The 19,754-nt window shown below is 73.7% G+C and carries 14 protein-coding genes and 1 tRNA gene; 6 read left to right on the top strand and 9 right to left on the bottom strand.

Annotated features, from left to right (window positions below; all coding sequences use genetic code 11):
- Window positions 1–79 precede the first annotated feature (79 nt).
- Together ACF088_RS34945 and ACF088_RS34950 are read left to right on the top strand one after the other, a co-directional pair.
- Window positions 80–709, top strand: coding sequence for a DNA-binding response regulator (locus ACF088_RS34945; RefSeq protein ID WP_392379898.1), 630 nt, complete (start codon window positions 80–82; stop codon window positions 707–709).
- A gap of 53 nt (window positions 710–762) precedes the next feature.
- A tRNA-Gly gene (locus tag ACF088_RS34950) sits at window positions 763–835 on the top strand.
- Window positions 836–992: 157 nt separating this feature from the next.
- Here ACF088_RS34950 and ACF088_RS34955 read toward each other — a convergent pair.
- Complete coding sequence (locus tag ACF088_RS34955) at window positions 993–1,892, bottom strand: phosphoribosylaminoimidazolesuccinocarboxamide synthase (protein WP_392379900.1); 900 nt, start codon at window positions 1,890–1,892, stop codon at window positions 993–995.
- Between the two features lie 98 nt (window positions 1,893–1,990).
- Entirely contained in the window at window positions 1,991–3,379 is a 1,389-nt protein-coding gene (locus ACF088_RS34960) for an MFS transporter (protein ID WP_392379901.1), read from the bottom strand.
- Between the two features lie 100 nt (window positions 3,380–3,479).
- On the opposite strand from ACF088_RS34960, the gene ACF088_RS34965 reads away from it, so the two are divergent.
- A complete protein-coding gene (locus tag ACF088_RS34965; RefSeq protein WP_392379902.1) occupies window positions 3,480–4,379 on the top strand; it encodes a LysR substrate-binding domain-containing protein in 900 nt (299 codons plus the stop codon).
- Between the two features lie 109 nt (window positions 4,380–4,488).
- Here ACF088_RS34965 and ACF088_RS34970 read toward each other — a convergent pair whose 3' ends face one another.
- The 3 genes from ACF088_RS34970 to purD all read right to left on the bottom strand — a co-directional run bounded on the left by ACF088_RS34970 (window position 4,489) and on the right by purD (window position 9,936).
- Complete coding sequence (locus ACF088_RS34970) at window positions 4,489–5,970, bottom strand: N,N-dimethylformamidase beta subunit family domain-containing protein (RefSeq protein WP_392379903.1); 1,482 nt, start codon at window positions 5,968–5,970, stop codon at window positions 4,489–4,491.
- 303 nt (window positions 5,971–6,273) lie between these two features.
- On the bottom strand, window positions 6,274–8,097 hold the full coding sequence (locus ACF088_RS34975; protein ID WP_392379904.1) for a hypothetical protein: 1,824 nt from the start codon (window positions 8,095–8,097) through the stop codon (window positions 6,274–6,276).
- A gap of 564 nt (window positions 8,098–8,661) precedes the next feature.
- A complete protein-coding gene (gene purD, locus ACF088_RS34980; protein WP_392379905.1) occupies window positions 8,662–9,936 on the bottom strand; it encodes a phosphoribosylamine--glycine ligase in 1,275 nt (424 codons plus the stop codon).
- A gap of 419 nt (window positions 9,937–10,355) precedes the next feature.
- Here purD and ACF088_RS34985 point away from each other — a divergent pair, with 419 nt between their 5' ends.
- Window positions 10,356–11,123, top strand: coding sequence for an SLATT domain-containing protein (locus tag ACF088_RS34985; RefSeq protein WP_392379907.1), 768 nt, complete (start codon window positions 10,356–10,358; stop codon window positions 11,121–11,123).
- A 413-nt stretch (window positions 11,124–11,536) separates the two neighbouring features.
- On the opposite strand, the gene ACF088_RS34990 is transcribed toward ACF088_RS34985, so the two are convergent.
- The 4 genes from ACF088_RS34990 to ACF088_RS35005 all read right to left on the bottom strand — a co-directional run bounded on the left by ACF088_RS34990 (window position 11,537) and on the right by ACF088_RS35005 (window position 15,438).
- Window positions 11,537–12,187, bottom strand: coding sequence for a hypothetical protein (locus tag ACF088_RS34990; RefSeq protein WP_392379908.1), 651 nt, complete (start codon window positions 12,185–12,187; stop codon window positions 11,537–11,539).
- A gap of 95 nt (window positions 12,188–12,282) precedes the next feature.
- Window positions 12,283–12,960 carry a GntR family transcriptional regulator gene (locus tag ACF088_RS34995; protein WP_392379909.1) on the bottom strand — a complete coding sequence of 226 codons (678 nt, stop codon included), beginning with the start codon at window positions 12,958–12,960 and terminating at the stop codon, window positions 12,283–12,285.
- A 164-nt stretch (window positions 12,961–13,124) separates the two neighbouring features.
- Window positions 13,125–14,492, bottom strand: coding sequence for an aspartate aminotransferase family protein (locus tag ACF088_RS35000; protein WP_392379910.1), 1,368 nt, complete (start codon window positions 14,490–14,492; stop codon window positions 13,125–13,127).
- A 133-nt stretch (window positions 14,493–14,625) separates the two neighbouring features.
- A complete protein-coding gene (locus ACF088_RS35005) occupies window positions 14,626–15,438 on the bottom strand; it encodes a VTC domain-containing protein (protein ID WP_392379911.1) in 813 nt (270 codons plus the stop codon).
- 477 nt (window positions 15,439–15,915) lie between these two features.
- Here ACF088_RS35005 and ACF088_RS35010 point away from each other — a divergent pair, with 477 nt between their 5' ends.
- Together ACF088_RS35010 and ACF088_RS35015 are read left to right on the top strand one after the other, a co-directional pair.
- Complete coding sequence (locus ACF088_RS35010) at window positions 15,916–17,607, top strand: protein kinase (protein ID WP_392379912.1); 1,692 nt, start codon at window positions 15,916–15,918, stop codon at window positions 17,605–17,607.
- A gap of 225 nt (window positions 17,608–17,832) precedes the next feature.
- On the top strand, window positions 17,833–19,656 hold the full coding sequence (locus ACF088_RS35015) for a serine/threonine-protein kinase (RefSeq protein WP_392379913.1): 1,824 nt from the start codon (window positions 17,833–17,835) through the stop codon (window positions 19,654–19,656).
- Window positions 19,657–19,754: the final 98 nt, after the last annotated feature.

The following is a 19,754-nucleotide window of genomic DNA, read 5'->3' on the forward strand; positions in this document are numbered from 1 at the left end:
GGCCCGGAGACTCGGCCCGGAGACTCGGCTCGGAAATTCGGCTCGGAAATTCATGAGGGGCGGAGAGGTGGGGCGGCCGGTGAGTGACGGGGTGCATGGCGAGGTGATCCGGGTGTTGCTCGCGGATGACGAGCATCTGATCCGGGGAGCGCTGGCGGCGTTGCTGTCGCTGGAGAACGATCTGCTGGTGGTGGCCGAGGCGGCGTCGGGGCCGGAGGCGCGGGCGATGGCCCGGGCACACGGGCCGGATGTGGCGGTGCTGGATCTGCAGATGCCGGGGGCGGACGGTGTGGCGGTGGCCACATCCCTGCGGGGTGAGGTGCCGGGGTGCCGGTCCATGATCGTGACGAGTCACGGCCGGCCGGGACATCTGAAGCGCGCACTGGCAGCCGGGGTGCGGGGGTTTGTGCCGAAGACGGTGTCGGCGCAGCGGCTGGCGGAGATCATACGCACGGTCCATGCCGGAAACCGTTATGTGGACCCGGAGTTGGCGGCGGATGCGATCAGTGCCGGGGAGTCACCGTTGTCGGCCCGGGAGGCGGAGGTGCTGGAATGCGCCGAGGCCGGGGCGCCGGTCGCGGAGATCGCGGAGCGGGCCTCGCTGTCGCCGGGGACGGTGCGGAACTACCTCTCGTCGGCGACCGCGAAGCTGGGCGCGGAGAACCGTCACGCCGCGGCGCGCCTCGCCCGCGAGCGAGGTTGGCTATAGTGGTGCCCGCACCGCGCGGCGGCGACTGATGTCAGGAGCTGTGCACGGAGCATGCGGACGTAGCTCAGTTGGTAGAGCGCAACCTTGCCAAGGTTGAGGTCGCGAGTTCGAGCCTCGTCGTCCGCTCAGCAGGAGAAGGCCCCGGCCGGCAGTGATGTCGGACGGGGCCTTTTCGTGTTCCCGGGGTGCGGTGTCGCCTGGGCCTGCACAGGTCGTCCCGCCCGGGTACGGACCGGGTACGAACCGGAACCGGCCCGGGTGCGCACCCGGGCCGGAAACGGGTTCACGACCAGCTGAGACCCGTGAGGCGCTCATAGGCCTCGACGTACTTGGCGCGGGTGCTCTCGACGATCTCGTGCGGGAGGGCGGGCGGCGGCAGCTCGCCCGTGCGGTCCCAGGCCGCGGCGGGAGAGGTCAGCCAGTCGCGGACGAACTGCTTGTCGAAGGACGGCTGGGCGCGGCCCGGCTGCCACAGGTCGGCGGGCCAGAAGCGCGAGGAGTCGGGCGTCAGGACCTCGTCGGCCAGGGTCAGCTGCTCGCCGTCGAAGCCGAACTCGAACTTGGTGTCCGCCAGGATGACGCCGCGCTCGCGAGCGATGTCGCGGGCCCGGCCGTAGACGGCGAGGGTCGTCTGCCGGAGCTGGGCGGCCACGTCGGCGCCGATCTGGTGGACGACCTCCTCGTAGGAGACGTTCTCGTCGTGGTCACCGACGGCAGCCTTGGTGGCCGGGGTGAAGATCGGCGCGGGGAGCTCGGAGCCGTCGACGAGGCCTTCGGGGAGGGCCAGGCCGCAGACGGTACGGGTCTGCCGGTATTCGGCGAGGCCGGAACCGGTGAGGTAGCCGCGGGCCACGCACTCGACGGGGACCATCCGCAGCGACTTGCAGACCAGGGTGCGGCCCGCCCAGTCGGCGGGAGCGCCGGCCGGGAGGTCGGTGGAGACGACGTGGTGGGGGGCCAGGTCGGAGAGCTGCTCGAACCACCACAGGGACAGCTGGGTGAGGATGCGGCCCTTTTCGGGAATCTCGGTGGGCAGCACCCAGTCGTAGACGGAGGTGCGGTCGCTGGCGACCATGATCAGGTCGCCGGCGGCGTTCTGGTAGAGGTCGCGCACCTTGCCGGTGTGAAGGTGGGTGAGCCCGGGAACCTCCACCGGCTCAGGCTTTTCTACAAAACCGGGCACGCTTCCTCCGCGTAGGTTGATCCAGGAGTCATACCGATTCTCCCTTACCCGGGCCGGTGGTGGCGGACGGGGGGCCGGGGACGCCGGGGAGCTGGGCGTCAGGCGGTGGAGCGGGGGCCCTGGTGGGCACCCCGGCGGGCGACCAGCGCGAGGGTGGCCGTGGCCGGGACGACCACCGCGAGCAGCACCGTGGCCGGGGCGACCAGGCGGGTGAGCAGCGTGATCGCGTACGGGGTGCAGAAGCCCAGGTAGCACAGCGCCCAGAAGCGGGCGGTCAGGTGGGCCAGCCGGTCGGGGGGCGCGAGGGCGGCGACCTCGGTGAGGCCGTACGCCACACACAGTCCGTATCCGGCGCCGAGCACGGCGGCGGCGAGCAGTGCGGCATCCGGCCGGACGCGGGCGACCGCGAAGGCGGCGAGGAGCAGGCCGGCGATGACGGCGGCGAGTCCGGCCACGGCGGTGGCGACGCGGTGGCGGGCGGCAAGGCGACGGGCGAGGGGTGCGACGAGCAGGCCGGCACCGGGGGTGACGGCGGTGACGATCCCGGCGTACACGGTCTGCCAGCCGGTGAGCCCCGTATCGACGAGCCCGGGGAGGGTGGCGAGGGCGATGCTGGGGGCGACGAACACCCAGGGGGCGACGGGGGCGACCAGACGGCGGAAGGCCGGGCCGGGGGCGGGTGATGCTTCGGGTGCGGGGCCGTGCGCCGCGGAGAACGGTTCCGGCGCAGGGTCGTGCGGCGCGGACGACAGCCCTGCCGCCGGGCCGTGCGGCGCGGAGGCCGGTGCCGTCGCGGGTGCGTCGGGCGTGCGGGCCGCGCCCCGCCCGCCGGTACGGGCCGCCCCCTGCCCGCCCGTGCGGGCCGTTTCCGGTGTGCGGGCCGCCAGGAGCGCGGCTGTCACGGAGAGAACGAGGTGGGGCAGGTATGCGGTGATCATGGGCGCCGGGGCCCACTGGGCTATCAGCGCCGCCACCAGCCCTCCGGTGGCGAAGCCCGCGGAGAGGAAGAGCCCCGAACGGCGGGCCGCGGCACCGGCCGTCGAGTGGGTGTCGTACGGAGCCGAGGACAGCTCCTTGATCCAGGCGCTGCCGGCGCTGAGCAGGGCGCCGGCCCCGATACCGGTCAGGAAGCGGCCGGGCCACAGCAGGCCGGTGGCCACCGAACCCGCCATCAGCAGCACGGTCGCCAGCGCGGAGAGCGCGAGAGCGGCGAAGACGACGGGGCGGCGGCCCCGGCGGTCGGCGGCCGGACCGCCCAGCAACAGACCGGGGATCAGGCCCAGGACATAGATGCCGAAGAGGGCGGTGGTCGTGGCCGCGGTGAGACCGAGATCCGAGTGGTAAGCGCCGAGGAGGGCGGAGAACTGATTGGCGCTCCAGCCCGAGGTGGTCATCACCCAGCCCGTGCGCAGCCAGTGACGGTGACGGAGGTGACGGATCGGACGGCGGGTGGTCCGGGAGGTGGCGGGGGGTGCCGTGGTCGTCATGGAACGTTTGTACGGGCCGCGCGGGCGGCGGCGCCTCCCCCGTTCAGGAAAACTGAACGGCCCCCGTTGGCAGCGCGAGCCCGGAATTATCGTGGGCTGCATGGATCTGCGGCGGCTCTCCTCCTTTCTTGCCGTGGTCGAGGAGGGGCACTTCGGGCGGGCGGCGGCCCGGCTGTTTCTGTCTCCCGCGGCGGTGACCGGCCATGTACAGCAACTGGAGCGGGAGTTCGGCACCCTCCTGCTGGAGCGCAGCCCCGTGGCGCCGACCGCGGCGGGGCGGCGGCTGGTCTCCCACGCCCGTACGCTGCTCGCCGCCGCCAACGCCGCGATGGACGATGTGGCGGACGTGGCGCAGGGGGCGGCACCGGCCCGGCCGCTGCGGGTCGGCGTCATGGGGCACGGGTCGGCCGAGGTGACCCCGGCCGCGATCAGCGCCTTCCGCCGGGCGCGGCCCGACGTCCCGTTGTCGCTGGTGCAGTTGACCTTTACCGAGCACTGCAGTGCGCTGTGCGAGGACCGGGTGGACGTGGCGTTCGTTCGGCCGTTGGTCCGGAGTGCGGAGATCGAGTCCGATGTGCTGACGACCGAGCAGCGGATCGTGGCAGTGCCGGCGGCGTCCTCGCTCGCGGACGCCGCGCACGAGGGGGTGCGGATGGCGGACATCATCGACCTGCCGTATCTGCGGCTGCCCTCGCACACGCCGCAGCCCTTCACCGACTACCTGTACTTCAACGAGGGCCGACGGCGCGGCCTCGACTACGCGCTGACCCCGCAGGATGTGCTGACGAGCGTGGCGGCGGGCCGGGGAGCGGGCTCGGGACTGAAGTCGTTCGCGCGCTACTACCCGTGGCCGGGGGCGGTGTTCGTACCGGTCTTGGATGCGCCATGGGCGCAGAGCGTGCTTGCCACTCGTGCCGGGGACCCGAATCCGGAGGTGCGGATCTTCCGGGCGCTGACGATCGCACTGGCACGGGAGTTGGGGCCGGCCGCCGCGCGGTAGCGGGCGGGCCCCCGCGCAGCCGGGCGGGGGCGGACGGCAAGGGCGGGCAGACCCCGGCGGGCGCGGCGTTGCGCGGGTGGGGCGGGCTGCGGGCGGGCTGCGGGCGAGGTCAGTCGCTTTTGCAGATGCGGTCGAGGAGGTTGGCGGTGGCGCGTTGGATGCGCTCGTCGACATGGCCGGGGCGGTCGAGAGCGGGGGACCAGGCGAAGGTGCCGGAGGCGAAGACCCAGGCGCCGCTGGGGGCACGGTAGAGGGAGGTCTCCTGATGGCGGCGGGCGCCTTCGCTGTCGCGGTAGGGGGAGTGGGCGAGCAGGATGCGTTCGGTGTGCTCGGGGAGGCTGGTGCGCGGGAAGTAGCGGTCGGCCTCGCCGGCGACCAGACCGGGGAGCTCGTCGCCTTCGTGCGCGCCGGTGGCATCCCACAGCCAGTGGCTGCCGTTGCGTACGACCATGGGGGCCGGCTCGGGGACCCGGCCGGCGTACTGGATGCCCATCAGCCGTTGTTCGGGGTTCCCCAGCTCCCGCCAGAGCGCGGGACGTCCGGGGCCCTGCCGCTTGCGGCAGTGGAGCAGCGCGTCCGGGCCCGAGGGCGAGGGGGCGAGATCGACCTGCCAGTACATGGTGTTGGCGGAGAGGAAGACGAGGGAGGTGCCGGTGTCGCGGGCGTGCTCGACCGTACGGCGCATGGGCACCGACCAGTACTCGTCGTGGCCGGGGAAGACCAGGCCGCGGTAGCGGGACGGGTCGACGCGTCCGGCGTGCAGATCGCGGGCGTCGGCGTAGGCGAGGTCGTAGCCGTAGCGCTCGGCCCAGCGGATGAAGTCGTAGGCATGGCCGACGTGGAGGGGCAGTCCCGCGCCGGCGTAGGGGCGGTCGAAGGAGACGGTGGTGGCGGCGTCCCCTTCGCCGAGCAGCGCACCCTCCTCGTCCCACGCGTGGTAGAGGCTGGCGCCGGTCCGGCCGTCCTCCGGGTAGAGGTTGTAGGCCTGCCAGGTGATGTCGGGCAGCAGCAGGAGGAGGTCGGCGGGCTGGTGGTCGCGGACCGTGAAGGGGATGTGGGAGCGGTAGCGGCCGTCGGCGGTGGTGAGCACCGCGACATAGGCGCCGAGCTGCCAGGACAGCGGGACCTGGAGGCGCCAGGACAGCCACCAGTGGTGGCAGGAAGCCGTGCGGTCGGCCGTCAGCGGGGGCGGCTGGACGATGCCCGCCAGACGGGGGCTGGTGGTGATCTTGGAGGCGCCGGTGCCCGCGTAATGGCCGATGCGGTAGATGTCGATGTTGAACGGCTGGGGCGGATCCACCGAAACGCGGAAGTCGATGGCCTCGCCGGGGGCCACCGCGCCCGGGCCGGCGAAGCCTTTGATCTGACGGTGGACGTCATCGGCGGTACGCGGGCCGTTGTGCTTGCCGGGGTCGCGCACCGGCAGTGCGCCCTGGGCGACGGCGGGGTCGACGTACCAGGGAATGATGCGGCCGGAGTCGAAGTAGTTCTCGCTGCCGCGCAGCCAGGGCAGCGGGCCCTGCCCGAACGGGTCCGTGACCGCGTGGGCGAGCGCACCCGACTCCCAGCGCCTGATCTGATCCGTCGCCACCTTCCACTCCCCTCCCGCATCCCCCATCGGCCGCAGCCGATCGAGCCGGTGCTGCGTCCGACCGGGCGAACCCGGCCGGCCATCCCTCAGCACATCACATTACGCACTCACTTCGTCACCCTTCGTCGTGAATTTAGAGGGTGCAACCCCCGAAATGCGAACTGGAAGGGAACATTCAGCCGGTGGTGCGGGAGGCCCGGGACGAGGTGCCCGGCCCCCGCCCGGCGGATAAGCGCGACCTTGAGTGTGAACTTGAGCGCGACCTTGAGTGCGACCTTGAGCGCGGCTTTCCGGGCGTTCCGGTCATACCAGCCGGACCGGCTTCTCGGGCCGTACGCCGACCGTCGTCAGCCAGCCGCGGAGCGGCTCCGCATCGCCGTCGTCGACCAGGCTGAGCACCGGGCGGCCGAGGTCGGCGCGGCGGGCGCCGTCGACCAGCAGCGCCGGACCGTCGAGCCAGTCCAGGCCGGGGGCGGCACCCGCGGTGTCGACGGCGGCACAGCAGACCATGGCGGTGACGTGGTCGGCGAGCAGCTCGCGGCCCGTACGGGGCGGCTGCAGTGGGAACAGCGGGAGGCCGCCCTCGGACACCATGCCGTCCCCCCAGGCCACACCGATGCCGGCGTCCTGCGCCGAGCCGCAGCGGGCGGCCTGGCGGGCCGCTTCCTCGCGCTCCTCGCGCTCGACCTCCGCGCCCAGCCGGGCGGCGACCAGATCGCCCGCCTGCTCGTCCTGGGCGAGCCGGTCGATGACGCGGGCCAGCGTGGGGCCCGGCGCCGGTGCGGCCGGCGGGTCGCCGCGGCGGCCCTCGGACGGGCCGGCGGGGCGGTCCGCCGGGTGGTGGCCCACGGGCGTACGGGGGGCGGAGCGGGCGTACGAGAGGGGCGGGGCACAGGCGGGGTCCGGGGCGGCCGGCGTGGGCGGGGCCGCCGGGAGCGCGGTCGCCGGAAGGTTGTCGAGGACGCGGTGGAGGCGGGCGGCCTCCAGGCGCCACTTACGGTCCACGACCTCTTCCGGGTACTGGCTCCAGCCGACCGGCGACCAGTCGGGCCCGGGCTCGGCCGGGCCGCCGTGGAAGAGGCGGGCGGCCAGCAGGGAGGCGGCGCGGTCGATGGCGCCCGGCTCCTCCAGGAGGTCGCAGGCGGGGCGCTCGCCGAGACGGGAGGTGAAGCCGTTGGCGAGGCGGTCGCGGCGGGAGAGTTCGGTGAGCGCGGAGACCACACCGGCGTCCAGCCGGGACGGCCAGCGGCCCATCCGCCAGGCGGGCAGCGCCACCCGGGTCAGCAGCCGGTCCCAGCCCGCGTAGGCGAGACCGACCTGCTCCTGGGCGACGATCCGCAGGCCGTAGTCGACGGTCTGTGCGCGCTCGGAGGCGGCGGTGGCGACGGCGCGCTCCATGATCGTGGCGTGTTCGCGGCCCGCCCGCAGCAGCAGTCGCGCCACCCGGCCCACGAACCGGAGCGGGAGTGCGCGCAGCGGGCCCCGGGCGCGGGCCGATACGGCGACGGCGGCGTCCAGGCCGCGGATGAAGCGGCGGGCGGCCGCTATGTCGGGGTGGGCGGACGGGCCGGTGCCGGCGACGACCGGGGCCAGCAGGGCACGCAGCTCGGCGACCCGCATCCACCACAGGAAGGGGGAGCCGATGACCAGGACCGGCGCCTCGTCCGTCCGGCGCCCTTCGCGCTGTGTCACTCCCCGGCCGCGGCGCGGCGGGCCGTGGGCACGGTGCGTACGGTCCTCCAGCCAGCTGTCGCAGTCCGGGGTGAGCGCTATGGCCGAGGGCGCGGGCACCTCGAGACGGTCGGCGAGATCGCGGACGAGGCGGTAGAGATCGGGGGCCGATTTCTCGGAGATCGGCACGGACGGGCTGAGCGCGGGTCTGGCGCACGCGACGACGGCCGTGACCAGCACCGCCAGGAGCAGGCTGAGCACCGCGAGGCCGCCGACGATCCAGCGGGCGAGGTCCCAGCCGGCGCCCGCGCCGAGATGGCCGGTCGCCCGGCCGGCGAACAGCACCACGGCCACGGCCGCCGGCAGCAGTGCGACGGCCAGCGCCGTACTGCGGATCCGCAGTACGGCAAGGGCGCGGGCACGCGCCGCCAGGACGCCTGTTTCCGGACTTGCCACGAGCCTGTACACCCCCTGCTGTCCTGATGGAGCCGGACGGAGAGAACACGGGACGGACGTACGAGAATTGCGCGGTGAGTGGAGCAAGGGCACTCCACCACCACTCTGGCACCGGCCACTGACATCGCAATGCCGGTGAGCCACTTGCCGGACGCCACCGAGGCAACCGTGCCGGATTCCGGCCCGGTGACCACAGGACGCTTGCGCCGCACCCTAGTTGGGGGTGTGGGCCTCGTCAGCCGTATACCTGGTGCGGTCACTCGATGGAATGGCTTTGGGGAAAGCCGGGAACCCGTGCCCGGTGGGTATGGGCCGTGGACACTTCGGCCGGGTCTGCACCTGGAGGCCTGGGGCATATGTCACGGTATGTGGCATATGCCCCAGGAGAGATGTCACCCAAGAGGTCACCGAAAAGGTCACCGAAGCCGAAGACGGCACCGGACGCGGCGGTCGCGACGGGCACGTCCGTGCGGCCTGCGCGCTCCCCGCCCGCACGGACGTGCCCGCCCGGCGGGTCGGGGCCGGACGGGTCAGGGCCGGACGGGTCCCAGGGGGAGGCACCCCCTAGGCGTCCTGCGCCTCCGCCGCCGCGTCCGCGACCTTGGCGGCGATGTCCGTGCGGTGCTGCGAGCCGTCCAGGGAGATCCGGCCGACGGCACGGTAGGCGCGCTGCCGGGCGGTGGTGAGGTCGGAGCCGGTGGCGGTGACGGACAGCACCCGGCCGCCCGCGCTGAGTACCGCGCCGGTCTCGTCACACCGGGTGCCGGCGTGCAGGACGTACGCCTTGGGGCCGTCCTGCTCCGCGACGTCGGCCAGGCCGTCGATCGGGTCGCCGGTGCGCGGGGTGTCCGGGTAGTTGTGGGAGGCGATGACGACGGTGACCGCCGCGCCGTCGCTCCAGCGCAGCGGCGGGAGGGTGGCGAGGGTGCCGGTGGCCGCGGCGTGCAGCAGACCGGCGAGCGGGGTCTTGAGGCGGGCGAGGACGACCTGGGTCTCCGGGTCGCCGAAGCGCGCGTTGAACTCGATCACGCGCACCCCGCGGGAGGTGATCGCCAGGCCCGCGTAGAGCAGCCCGGAGAAGGGGGTGCCACGGCGGCGCAGCTCGTCGACGGTGGGCTGCAGGACGGTGGCCATGACCTCGTCGACGAGCTGGGGGTCGGCCCAGGGCAGCGGGCTGTACGCGCCCATGCCGCCGGTGTTGGGGCCCTGGTCTCCGTCGTAGGCGCGCTTGAAGTCCTGGGCGGGCTGCAGCGGGACGACGGTGACGCCGTCGGTGACCGCGAAGAGCGACACCTCGGGGCCGTCGAGGAACTCCTCGATGACCACGCGGTCGCAGGCCAGGGCGTGTGCGCGGGCCGCCTCGACGTCGTCGGTGACCACGACGCCCTTGCCGGCGGCCAGGCCGTCGTCCTTGACGACGTACGGGGCACCGAAGGCGTCCAGGGCCTCGTCGATCTCTTCCCCGGTGGTGCACACATAGCTGCGGGCGGTGGGGACGGCCGCGGTGGCCATCACGTCCTTGGCGAAGGCCTTGGAGCCCTCCAGCTCGGCGGCCTGGGCCGAGGGGCCGAAGACCGGGATGCCGCGGTCGCGTACGGCGTCCGCGACGCCCGCCACCAAGGGGGCCTCGGGACCGACGATGACCAGGTCGGCCTGCAGACCGGCGGCGAGTTCGGCGACGGCTGCGCCGTCGAGGGCGTTGACCCCGTGCAATTCGGCCACCTCGGCGATACCGGCGTTGCCGGGAGCGCAGTGCAGCGCGGTGACGTCGGGGTCGAGGGACAGAGAGCGGCACAGGGCGTGTTCGCGGGCGCCGCCGCCGATGACGAGGACCTTCACGGTGGCAGCCTAAACGAGAGCGCCGGGCGGCCGGACGTCGGCCGGGCCCGGGCGGCTCGGGGGCCCGCAGCGGCTGGAAACCGTGCGTCGCCGCGTCGGCAACTCTTTCGGGTGAGATCCCCGGCGGCCTTATATCGGATCCCGCCCCACTTCCGGGCGGAAAGAGCGTGATCGTGGGGCCGACGCCAGCCGTTCGGCGGTAGGAAGGGGCTGTGCGCAACGGCCGTCTCGTACGTCACGCATGCATCGTCACGTCTACGTCACGCACGTACCGCACGGATACGTCCTGCGTAGACGTCACGCACGCACCGCACGCACCGCACGGACACGTCACGCGAACGCGTCACGCGTATACGTCACGCACCGCACGTGTCCGTGGAGAGCTACAGAGGCTGTGGAGACAGAGAGGGAGTGCACGGGTGAGTCATCCGGAGATGCAGCCCGAGGGGCCCCCTCGGGAGGGCAGCAGCCCCACCCGGGAGAGCGGCAACCGGGGCCGCGGCCGGAGGGATCTTGCGGGGCGGGTCTTTCCGCTCGGCGACTGGGGCGAGCCGGCCGACCGCCTGGACGCGCTCTATCTCTGGACCGAGGAGGGCGCGCTGCGCAGCGCCGACTGGTATCTGCGCGGCCGGCTGGCCAAGCGCCGCGGCGCGCGGATGCTGCGGCTGGGGGCCGCGGCCGGGGTGACGGTGGGCGGGGTGCTCCCGCTGCTGGAGCTGGCCGGGATCCGGCAGGGCGGGGCGCCTTGGGGCGCTCTGTCGCTGCTGCTGGCGGCGGTGTGTGTGGGCTGCGACCGGTATTTCGGGGTGACCGCCGGCTGGATGCGGGACCTGGCGACCGCCCAGGCGATTCACCGGCGGCTGGAGGCGCTGCAGTTCGACTGGGCGGTGGAGAGCATGCGCGAGGTGCTCGGGCCGGCCGAGGGCACGGCGGGTGAGGCGGCCGAGCGCTGCCTGGGCGTGCTGCGGCGGTTCAACGAGGACCTCGGGGAGCTGGTGCGGGCCGAGACGGCCGACTGGATGGCGGACTTCCGGGCCGATGCGCTGCGGTGTGCCGCGGGGCACGGTGGTGGCTCCGCCGCCAGGGGGGCGCGGCAGGAGGAGCCGGGGCCGCCGGGGCGGTTTGCGGTGCCGCAGCGGGCGCGGCCGAATATGCCGCGGCAGCGGCCGCCGGAGGCACCTCGCTGAGCGCTTGGGTTGCTTCCCACGTTTCCGGCTTTCCCGCCGTGGGGGCTCCCCGCCGTTGCGCCTGGCGGCGGGCCGGTTCGCTGCGCTTTGCCTCGCCCCGTTTTGACTTTCCCGCCGTTGCTCCCCCACTGCCCAAGGGGCGTGGGAGGTACCCCCAGCGGCGGGCGGGTCCGCTGCGCGGGGCTGTGGGTGCGGTGACGGGCCTGCGGGCCTGGTGTGTGGACTGCTTCGCCTTACGCTCCGCTGCGCTCCGCCTTCGCGCTTTCCTGGAGCCTTCGGAAGCAAAGCCCACACACCGGGCCCCTCCGGCCCGTCCCCTCCCGTGGGTGGGTGGAGATCAGGTGATGGGTGGAGATCAGGTGATGGGTGGGGACGGCTGGTGGGTGGAATGCGGGTGGTGCGGGTGGTGCGGGTCAGCTGAAGACGATCATGGAGCCTTGGCCCAGGCTTCGGGTGGCGGCCGCGTGCAGGCCGAGCCATACGTGCCGTTCCCGGGCGAACGGGCTGTCGTCCAGGGGGACCGCGCCCGCCCGCTCCTCCAGGGAGGTGGGGCCGGCCGGGGGTGCGGGGGCGGCCGGCGGATTGGCCGGATCGATACCGAGGGATGGCGCAACCAGTTCGAGGTCGCGCAGCAGACCGTGCGAGGAGCCCAGCGGGCCGCCGCCCTCCAGCAGTTCGTCGTGGGCGAGCGGGTGCGGGAAGTCGACGGGGACGTATGCGCCCGCGTGGTCGTAGTGCCACACGAGATGGGACTGCTGCGCGGTGGTCTCGAACATCTCCAGCAACTGCTCGTAGTCACCACCCAGTTCGTCGACCGGGGTCACTTCCAGGTTGCACAGTCGCAGCAGGTAGGCGCGGCGCAGGAAGTGCAGTGCGTCGTAGTCGAAGCCCGCGACGGGGGCGACGTCACCGGACAGGCCGGGCATGTAGCTGAAGACCGGGACCGGTGGCAGACCCGCTTCCGTCAGGGCCTTGTCATAGGCGGCGATCTCTTCGGAGAACGGGTTGTCGGGGCTGTGGCACAGCACATCGACGAGGGGTACCAGCCACAGGTCACATGCCACGAGTGAGGGCTCGCTTCCGGTCGGGGACGGGGACACCGGCGCACGTACAGGTACGGGTACGGCCCATTACGGCCGATGGTCGGGACAGCGTAGTGCTAGCCGCGCGTTCCGACGAGAGCGAGGGAGTGCTCGTTGTACTCGGCGATCAGTCGCTGGGCCGCGGGCAGGTCGTGCTGGAGCAGGGCGTCGGCCAGCGCGCTGTGGCCCTGCCACAGATGCCCCTTGAGGTCGCCCTCGCGGCGCAGCAGCGGCACCGCGAACATCCAGGTCTGGACGCGGATCCGGTCCAGGAAGTCACTGATGTAGGCGTTGTTCACGATGCTGCTCAGCTCGCGCCAGAACCGCAGGTCGTAGCCGATCAGGACGTCCAGGTCGCCGCCCCGCGCGGCCCGTTCGGCCTCGTCGGCGCGGCGCCGGATGGAGATCAGCACCCCGGCGGGGGTGTCCCGCAGGGCAACGTCGGCGCCGCTGCGGAAGATGCCCTCGATGATCAGGGTGCGGGCCTCGACCATGGCGCGGAAGTCGTCGGCGGTGAAGGCGTGCACCTTGAAACCGCGGTGTTGTTCGACGTCGAGCAGGCCTTGGGCGCAGAGATCGAGCAGCGCCTCGCGCACGGGGGTGGCGGAGACGCCGTACTGCTCGGCGATCTCCTTGACGGTGAAGGGGTGGCCGGACGGCAGCCGGCCGGCCAGGACCTCGTCGCGCAGTGCCTCGGCGATCTGCTGGCGCAGGGTGCTGCGTCGTATGACTGAGCTGTCTCCGCCGGCGGCCATCGTGTGCGTCTCCTTCGACGTCCCTGACCGCGCAGGTGGGTGCGGCCCCCGCCCACGATAGGCGAGGGCCGTGCCGGGCCGCCGCCCGAGGTTACCGTCGGTCCGCCGGACGGCACGTCCGTGACCTGCGGTTCCGCTCCCCCGGGACGTGTCGTACGGCGGGCTCAGACGGTGTGGGCGTCGGCCGCCGTCAGCGCCTCGTCGAGGGCGGCGAGGCCCTCCTTGGCCTCGGCCTCGGTGATCGTGCAGGCCGGGACGACATGCGTCCGGTTCATGTTCACGAACGGCCACAGACCGCCGCGCTTGCAGGCCGCGGCGAATTCGGCCATCGGGGCGTTGGCCGCACCGGCGGCGTTGTAGGGGACCAGCGGCTCGCGGGTCTCCTTGTTCTTGACCAGGTCCAGGGCCCAGAAGACGCCCATGCCGCGGACCTCGCCGACGGACGGGTGCCGCGCGGCGATCTCGTGCAGCGCGGGGCCGATGACCCGCTCGCCGATCTCGGCGGCGTTCTCCACGATCCGCTCCTCGGCCATCGCGTTCATGGTGGCGACGGCGGAGGCGCAGGCCAGCGGGTGGCCGGAGTAGGTCAGACCGCCCGGGTAGGGGCGCTGGTCGAAGGTCGCGGCGATCTCCGCGCTGATCGCGACGCCGCCCAGCGGGACATAGCCGGAGTTGACGCCCTTGGCGAAGGTCAGCAGGTCGGGGGTGACACCGAAGTGGTCGGCGGCGAACCACTTGCCCGTACGGCCGAAGCCCGCCATCACCTCGTCGAGGATGAAGACGATGCCGAAGCGGTCGCAGATCTCGCGGACCCCGGCGAGGTAGCCGGCCGGCGGGACCATGATCCCCGCGGTGCCGGGCACGGTCTCCAGGATGATCGCCGCGATCGACTGCGGGCCCTCGAAGGCGATGGTCTGCTCCAGGTGCGCGAGGGCGCGCTCGCACTCCTGCGCCTCGTTCTCGGCGTGGAAGGCCGAGCGGTAGAGGAACGGGCCCCAGAAGTGCACGACACCGGCCGAGGCGGTGTCGGAGGGCCAGCGCCGCGGGTCGCCGGTCAGGTTGATCGCGGTGGCGGTGGCGCCGTGGTACGAGCGGTAGGCGGAGAGCACCTTGGCCCGGCCGGTGTGCAGCCGGGCCATCCGGACCGCGTTCTCCACGGCCTCCGCACCGCCGTTGGTGAAGAAGATCTTGTCGAGGTCGCCGGGGGTGCGCTCGGCTACCAGCCGGGCGGCCTCGGACCGTACGTCCACGGCGAAGCCGGGCGCGATGGTGCACAGCTTCGCGGCCTGCTCCTGGATCGCCGCGACGACCTTGGGGTGCTGGTGGCCGATGTTGGTGTTGACCAGCTGCGAGGAGAAGTCGAGGTAGCGGTTGCCGTCGTAGTCCCAGAAGTACGCGCCCTCGGCGCCGGCGATCGGCAGCTGGTCGATCAGGCCCTGCGCGGACCAGGAGTGGAAGACGTGCGCGCGGTCGGCGGCCTTGACGGCCGCACCGGTGGACGGGTCGGCGGAGGCGGAGGGCGTCGTGGTCACGGTCAGTACCTCGGATCGGGTCGCTCGGGTCCGCCGGGGATGGGCACGGCGAACGCCCTCAGACTAGGGATCACGGTCCGGCGACCGGTACCGACACTGTGTATGGCGCTCACCACGTGCGCGGACAGAATGTCTACGGGCCGGCGGGCCGGCGGAAGCTTCCGGGGAAGGCGGTCCGTACCGCCTGCCGCCAGTGATCGGCGGCCAGGTCCGGGCGCAGTGCGGACAGCCCGCCGCAGTACCGGGTGAAGGCGGCGGCAGGCACACCGTGGCCGCGCAGCAGCCGGTCCGCGTCGGCCGGCCGGCCGGTGGTCCGGATTTCGACGAGGACCAGCCCGCCGTCGGCGCGTACCGTGCGGCCGGACTCCGGGTCCCGGCAGCGCAGCGCGGCGTCACAGGTGATGCGCCGGCCGTCCGCGACGAGGGTGGCCCGGGTGTAGTCGGTCTCCAGAAAACGGTCCAGGTCGGTGGGGGCCACGATGCCGTAGGTGCGGTCCAGTACGGCGGCGAGGAAGCCGCGCGGGGCCGCACCGAGGGCCGGGTCGCCCGGCAGCAGCGGCCGCCGGTACTTGACCGTCTCGCCGCGCCGCCCCGTGAGCTTGACCTCGAACTGCCGCTCCCCGATGTCCTCGTACCGCCGCTCGCGGACCGTGTAGCGCAGTGGCAGGCCCTGCCGGTGGTCGTGGAAGGAACGCAGGTCAGGGGTGTCGTAGTGGATGGAGCGATAGCGGAACCAGCGGCGCCCGTTGATGCACAGCGCCGCGAACGGGCCGCCCGGCCTGCGGCGGTCGGTGAGTTCGGCCGCGAAGTCGGCGAAGACCTCGACCGGGACGAGATAGCGGCGGTCGAAACGGGCGAGGAGTTCGGCCCGTGCCTGGACGTCGGCGAGCGGCACGGGGCGCGCGGCCATGGCGGCGCGGGCGATGGCTCGTACGGCGGGGATCACACGGTCTCCTTGGCAGTCGGGAACGGGAGCGGGGGCGTGCGGGGCCGGCAGGCACTGTTCCGTGGGCGTGGTGCCGAGGTCGGTGGCGGGGTGGTCGCGGTGCCCGCCGTGGGCGTGGTGGGCGTGGTGGGCGTGGTGGGCGTCGGGGTACGCGTACGACGATCCTCGCCCGTCGGAAAGTTCCGGGACGCGAAAACAGACATCCGGGAACGTCGCATCCCGGCCACGGGCGGGCGGTTCATGGCGGTGCTGCTGGAACTCTCGGCGGCGCGGGAAGAGTTGGGCGGCGGCGCGGGAAGAGCCGGCCGGTCCCCCCGGACACCACCGGCTGCGGGGACAGGAAGGGCCCGCGGCCTGCCGGGGGCCAAGGCGCCCTCGCTATCCTCACCGCGGAGGAGGGGGCGCGGGCAGCCCGTGTGCACAGGCGGCCCGCCCCCCTCGCCCGGGGGCGGATTCGGGGGGAAGGGGCGGAAGATCGTGGAACGGCCAGGACATGCGGGGCGACAGGGGTGGCAGGCGCTGCTGGGGCGCGCAAACGGGCCGGCGGGGCTGATGCCGCTGGGTGCGCAGGATCCGCCGCGGATCGGGGACTACCGCCTGATCGGGCGGCTCGGCGAGGGCGGCATGGGGCGGGTGTTCCTGGCCCGTTCGGACCGCGGCCGTACGGTCGCGGTCAAGCTGGTGCGTGCGGAGCTGGCCGGTCAGGAGGAATTCCGGGCGCGCTTCCGGCGGGAGGTGCGGGCCGCGCAGCAGGTCGCCGGGGAGTGGACCGCGCCCGTACTGGACGCGGACACCGAGGCCGAGACGCCCTGGCTCGCCACGGGCTATATCGCGGGGCCTTCCCTGCAGCAGGTCATCGGCGGCAGCGGCACCGCACTGCCCGAGCGGACGGTACGGATCCTGGCCGCCGGGCTGGCCCGTGCGCTGGAGTCGATCCATGCCGCCGGAATCATCCACCGCGACCTCAAACCGTCCAACGTGCTGCTCACCATCGACGGACCGCGGGTCATCGACTTCGGCATCGCACGGGCCCTGGAGGCGGTGTCCGGCAACGGCGTGACGCATACCGGCGGAACGATCGGCTCGCCGGGCTTCATGTCGCCGGAGCAGGTGCGCGGCGCGCCGATCACACCGGCCTGCGACGTCTTCAGCCTCGGTGCCGTGCTGGCGTACGCGGCCACCGGGCGGCAGCCGTTCGGGACGGCCGACAGCGTCGCGCACGCGGTGATGTTCCGCATCGCCCAGGAGGAGCCCGACCTCTCCGCGGTGCCCGAGGGAATGCGCGGGCTGATCGCCGGCGCTCTCGCCAAGGACCCCGAACAGCGGCCCACGCCCGCGCAGTTGGTGGCGCAGGCGGAGGGCGGCAGCAGTGACGGGGACGGGCCGGGTGCGGACGACGAGCCGTGGCTGCCGGGGGCGTTGACCGCCCGGCTGGGGCGGCACGCCGTGGAACTGCTGGCGGCGGAGAACCCGCAGAACCGGGACACCGCCCGGGACGGGGAGCCGCCCACCGCCGTCGTGCCCACGCCCTCCGCCCCGGGCCGCGCCCCGGCGATGGCGCCACCGCTGTCTCAGGGCCCGGCGGCGTACTCGCCCGCCACCACACCCCACTCCGACACGGCGTCGGCTCCCGCCCCGGCCGGTAAGCCGCCGCGCCGCCGCGGTGCCGGTACCGTCCTGGCCACCGCGGCCGCGCTGGTGCTCGCCGGGGCCGGTGCGGTCGCTGCGTACGCCCTGATGAGCGCCGACGGCAGCGGCCTGCGGTCCGCGGACGCCGCGGCCGGCGACGCAGGCGGCACCGGAGCCCAAAGGACGGCGGGGTCCACCGCGAAGGGCAGGCTTCCCGCGGACTACCTGGGCACGTGGGAGACGACGCTGGGCGACTCCCACGACGAGGTCCGGCGCTTCACCCTCAGGCAGGGCAAAGCCGGTGACATCGTGCTGACGATGACGGCGACCGGGGCGGAGTACCGCTGTGAGTTCGCCGCCGCCCTTGCCCATGCGGGGCCGCCGGTCCGCCTCGGCCCCTCCACCGTGGTCTCCGGGCCGGACGGCTGCTCTCCGGGCTCGCCGAGCACCCTGGAGATGGTGCACGGCAAGCTGCGCCGCACCTCCGACGACGGGAAGGCGCTGACGTACCGCAAGCTGCCGTCCGACAAGGGGAGCTGACGGCCCCGAGCCCCGGAGAAGCAGACGGCCCGGAGAAGCTGACGGCCCGTGGGGGCGCGCTCGGCTGCGCGCCCCGTCGCGCCGCTCGTTCCCGTCCGGGCACCGATTGTTCTCCCGTCGTGACGATCCCTCGGCCATGGCGCGATCCGCGGCCGCCTACGCTCGGAGCACGCCTGCTGCCGGAACGCGCCTCAGGCACACCACGAGACGGGGGAGGGCGCCCGGATGGACGGCCTGCGCGGGCTGACGGCCGACGATCCGCAGTGGATCGGGGACTACCGGCTGCTCAGCCGTCTCGGCAGCGGCGGGATGGGGCGGGTCTACCTCGCCCGTTCCGAGGGCGGCAGGACCGTCGCCGTGAAGCTGGTGAAGGCCGAACTCGCCGCGGAGGAAGAGTTCCGGGACCGTTTCCGTGCCGAGGTCGCGGCCGCGCGGCGGGTCGGCGGGCGGTGGACCGCGCCGGTGCTGGACGCGGACACCGAGGCAGCCGTCCCGTGGGTCGCCACCGGCTATATCGCGGGCCCGACACTGAGCGAGGTCGTCGGCGGCACCTACGGCCTCATCCGGCGCCCGGGCCCGCTGCCGGAGTATGCGCTGCGGCGGCTGGCGTACGGGCTGTCCTGCGCGCTGCGCGACATCCACGGCGTCGGCCTGGTGCACCGCGATCTCAAACCGTCCAATGTGCTGGTCACCATCGACGGGCCGCGGGTCATCGACTTCGGTATCGCGCGCGCCCTGGACGCGGTCGGCGACCGGACCCGGACCCGCACCGGCAGGGTGCTCGGCTCGCCCAGCTTCATGTCGCCCGAGCAGGTACGGGGGCAGCACGCCGGCCCGGCCAGCGACGTCTTCTGCGTGGGGTCGGTGCTGGCGTACGCGGCGACCGGGCGGCAGCCGTTCGGCAGCTCCGCCTCGGGCTTCCACGCGGTGATGTTCAAGATCGCCCAGGAGGAGCCCGAGCTGACGGGGGCGCCGGACGGCATCCGCGGCCTCATCCAGGGCTGTCTGGCCAAGGACCCGGCAGCGCGGCCCACCCCCGGGGAGATCGCCGACCGCATGGGGCCGGTACCCGCCGGCTCCTTGGCCGCACCCTGGCTGCCGGCGGAGCTGATCGCGAGCCTGGGCCGGCACGCCGTACGCCTCCTGGACACCGACACCCCGCCCGGGGGCCAGCCGCCGACGCTCACGTCCACCCGGGTCTCCACCGGCCCCGCACCGCCGCCCCCGGCCGAGCCCTCCGTCACGACGCCTCGCCGCCGCCCCCGCCGGCTCCCCCTCCTCCTCGCCACCGCCGTCGCCGCGGCCGCCGCCACCGCCGTCGCGGTCCCACTGCTGAGCGGCGGCGCGGGCGCCGACCGGAGCGCGTCCGACATCCCGGCCCGCTTCGTCGGCACCTGGTCGGGCCCGGTGCTGCGGGACGGGGAGCCCACCGGGCAGCAGCGGCGGTTCGTGATCACCAACGGCACGGCCGGCGAGGTGGTCGCCAACAGCACCAGCCTCGGCGCCACCTATGAATGCCGCAGCGACGGCAAGCTGGTGTCCGTCACGGCGCACGACGGGCACCCGGCGCTCCGGCTGGACACCACGGTCGTACGGTCCGTCCCCGCGGGCCGCTGTGCCGCGCTCGGCGAGCACACCCTCGAAGCAGGCAACGGCACCACCCTGACCTGGGCGGCGGCCGGTCGCACCGCGACCCTGCACCGCACCGGCCCGGCCCAGTCCACCGTCCCGGCCGGCTACCTCGGCACCTGGCAGCGGCCGAACGCCGACGGCTACGGCAACCAGCGCCTCACCCTCGCGCAGGCCCCGGCGGGCAGCACGGTCCTCACCACCGTCGTCGTCGGCCGGGGCGGCCGCTGCACGGCGCATGCCGACCTGTTCGCGGCGGAGGGCGGCAAACTGACCGTCGGCCCGTCGGTCGTCGACCGGCCCGCGCCCGGCTGCGCGCCGAGCAGCAGCTCCGTCCTGCGCCTGAACGGCGACGGCACCCTGCACCGCGAGTTCCTGGGCGACGACAAACAGCCGCGCGCCTACTCCAGGGCGGAGTAGGCGCGCGGCTGCTGCTGCGCTGCGGTGTCCCCGGGGAACCGCGGGCCGTCCTCGGGCGGCCGCGGACGTCCCGGGAAACGCGCGGGGTCGCCCGACGA

The sequence above is a fragment of the Streptomyces sp. NPDC015125 genome, assembly GCF_043080045.1.
Classification (GTDB): domain Bacteria; phylum Actinomycetota; class Actinomycetes; order Streptomycetales; family Streptomycetaceae; genus Streptomyces.

What these genes read in the sequence shown, in the direction of transcription:
- ACF088_RS34965 (WP_392379902.1), top strand. Translation starts at nt 3,480, where the DNA reads ATGGATCTGCGGCGGCTCTCCTCCTTTCTTGCCGTGGTCGAGGAGGGG.
- ACF088_RS35015 (WP_392379913.1), top strand. Translation starts at nt 17,833, where the DNA reads ATGGACGGCCTGCGCGGGCTGACGGCCGACGATCCGCAGTGGATCGGG.
- ACF088_RS34960 (WP_392379901.1), bottom strand. Translation starts at nt 3,379, where the DNA reads ATGACGACCACGGCACCCCCCGCCACCTCCCGGACCACCCGCCGTCCG.
- ACF088_RS34995 (WP_392379909.1), bottom strand. Translation starts at nt 12,960, where the DNA reads ATGGCCGCCGGCGGAGACAGCTCAGTCATACGACGCAGCACCCTGCGC.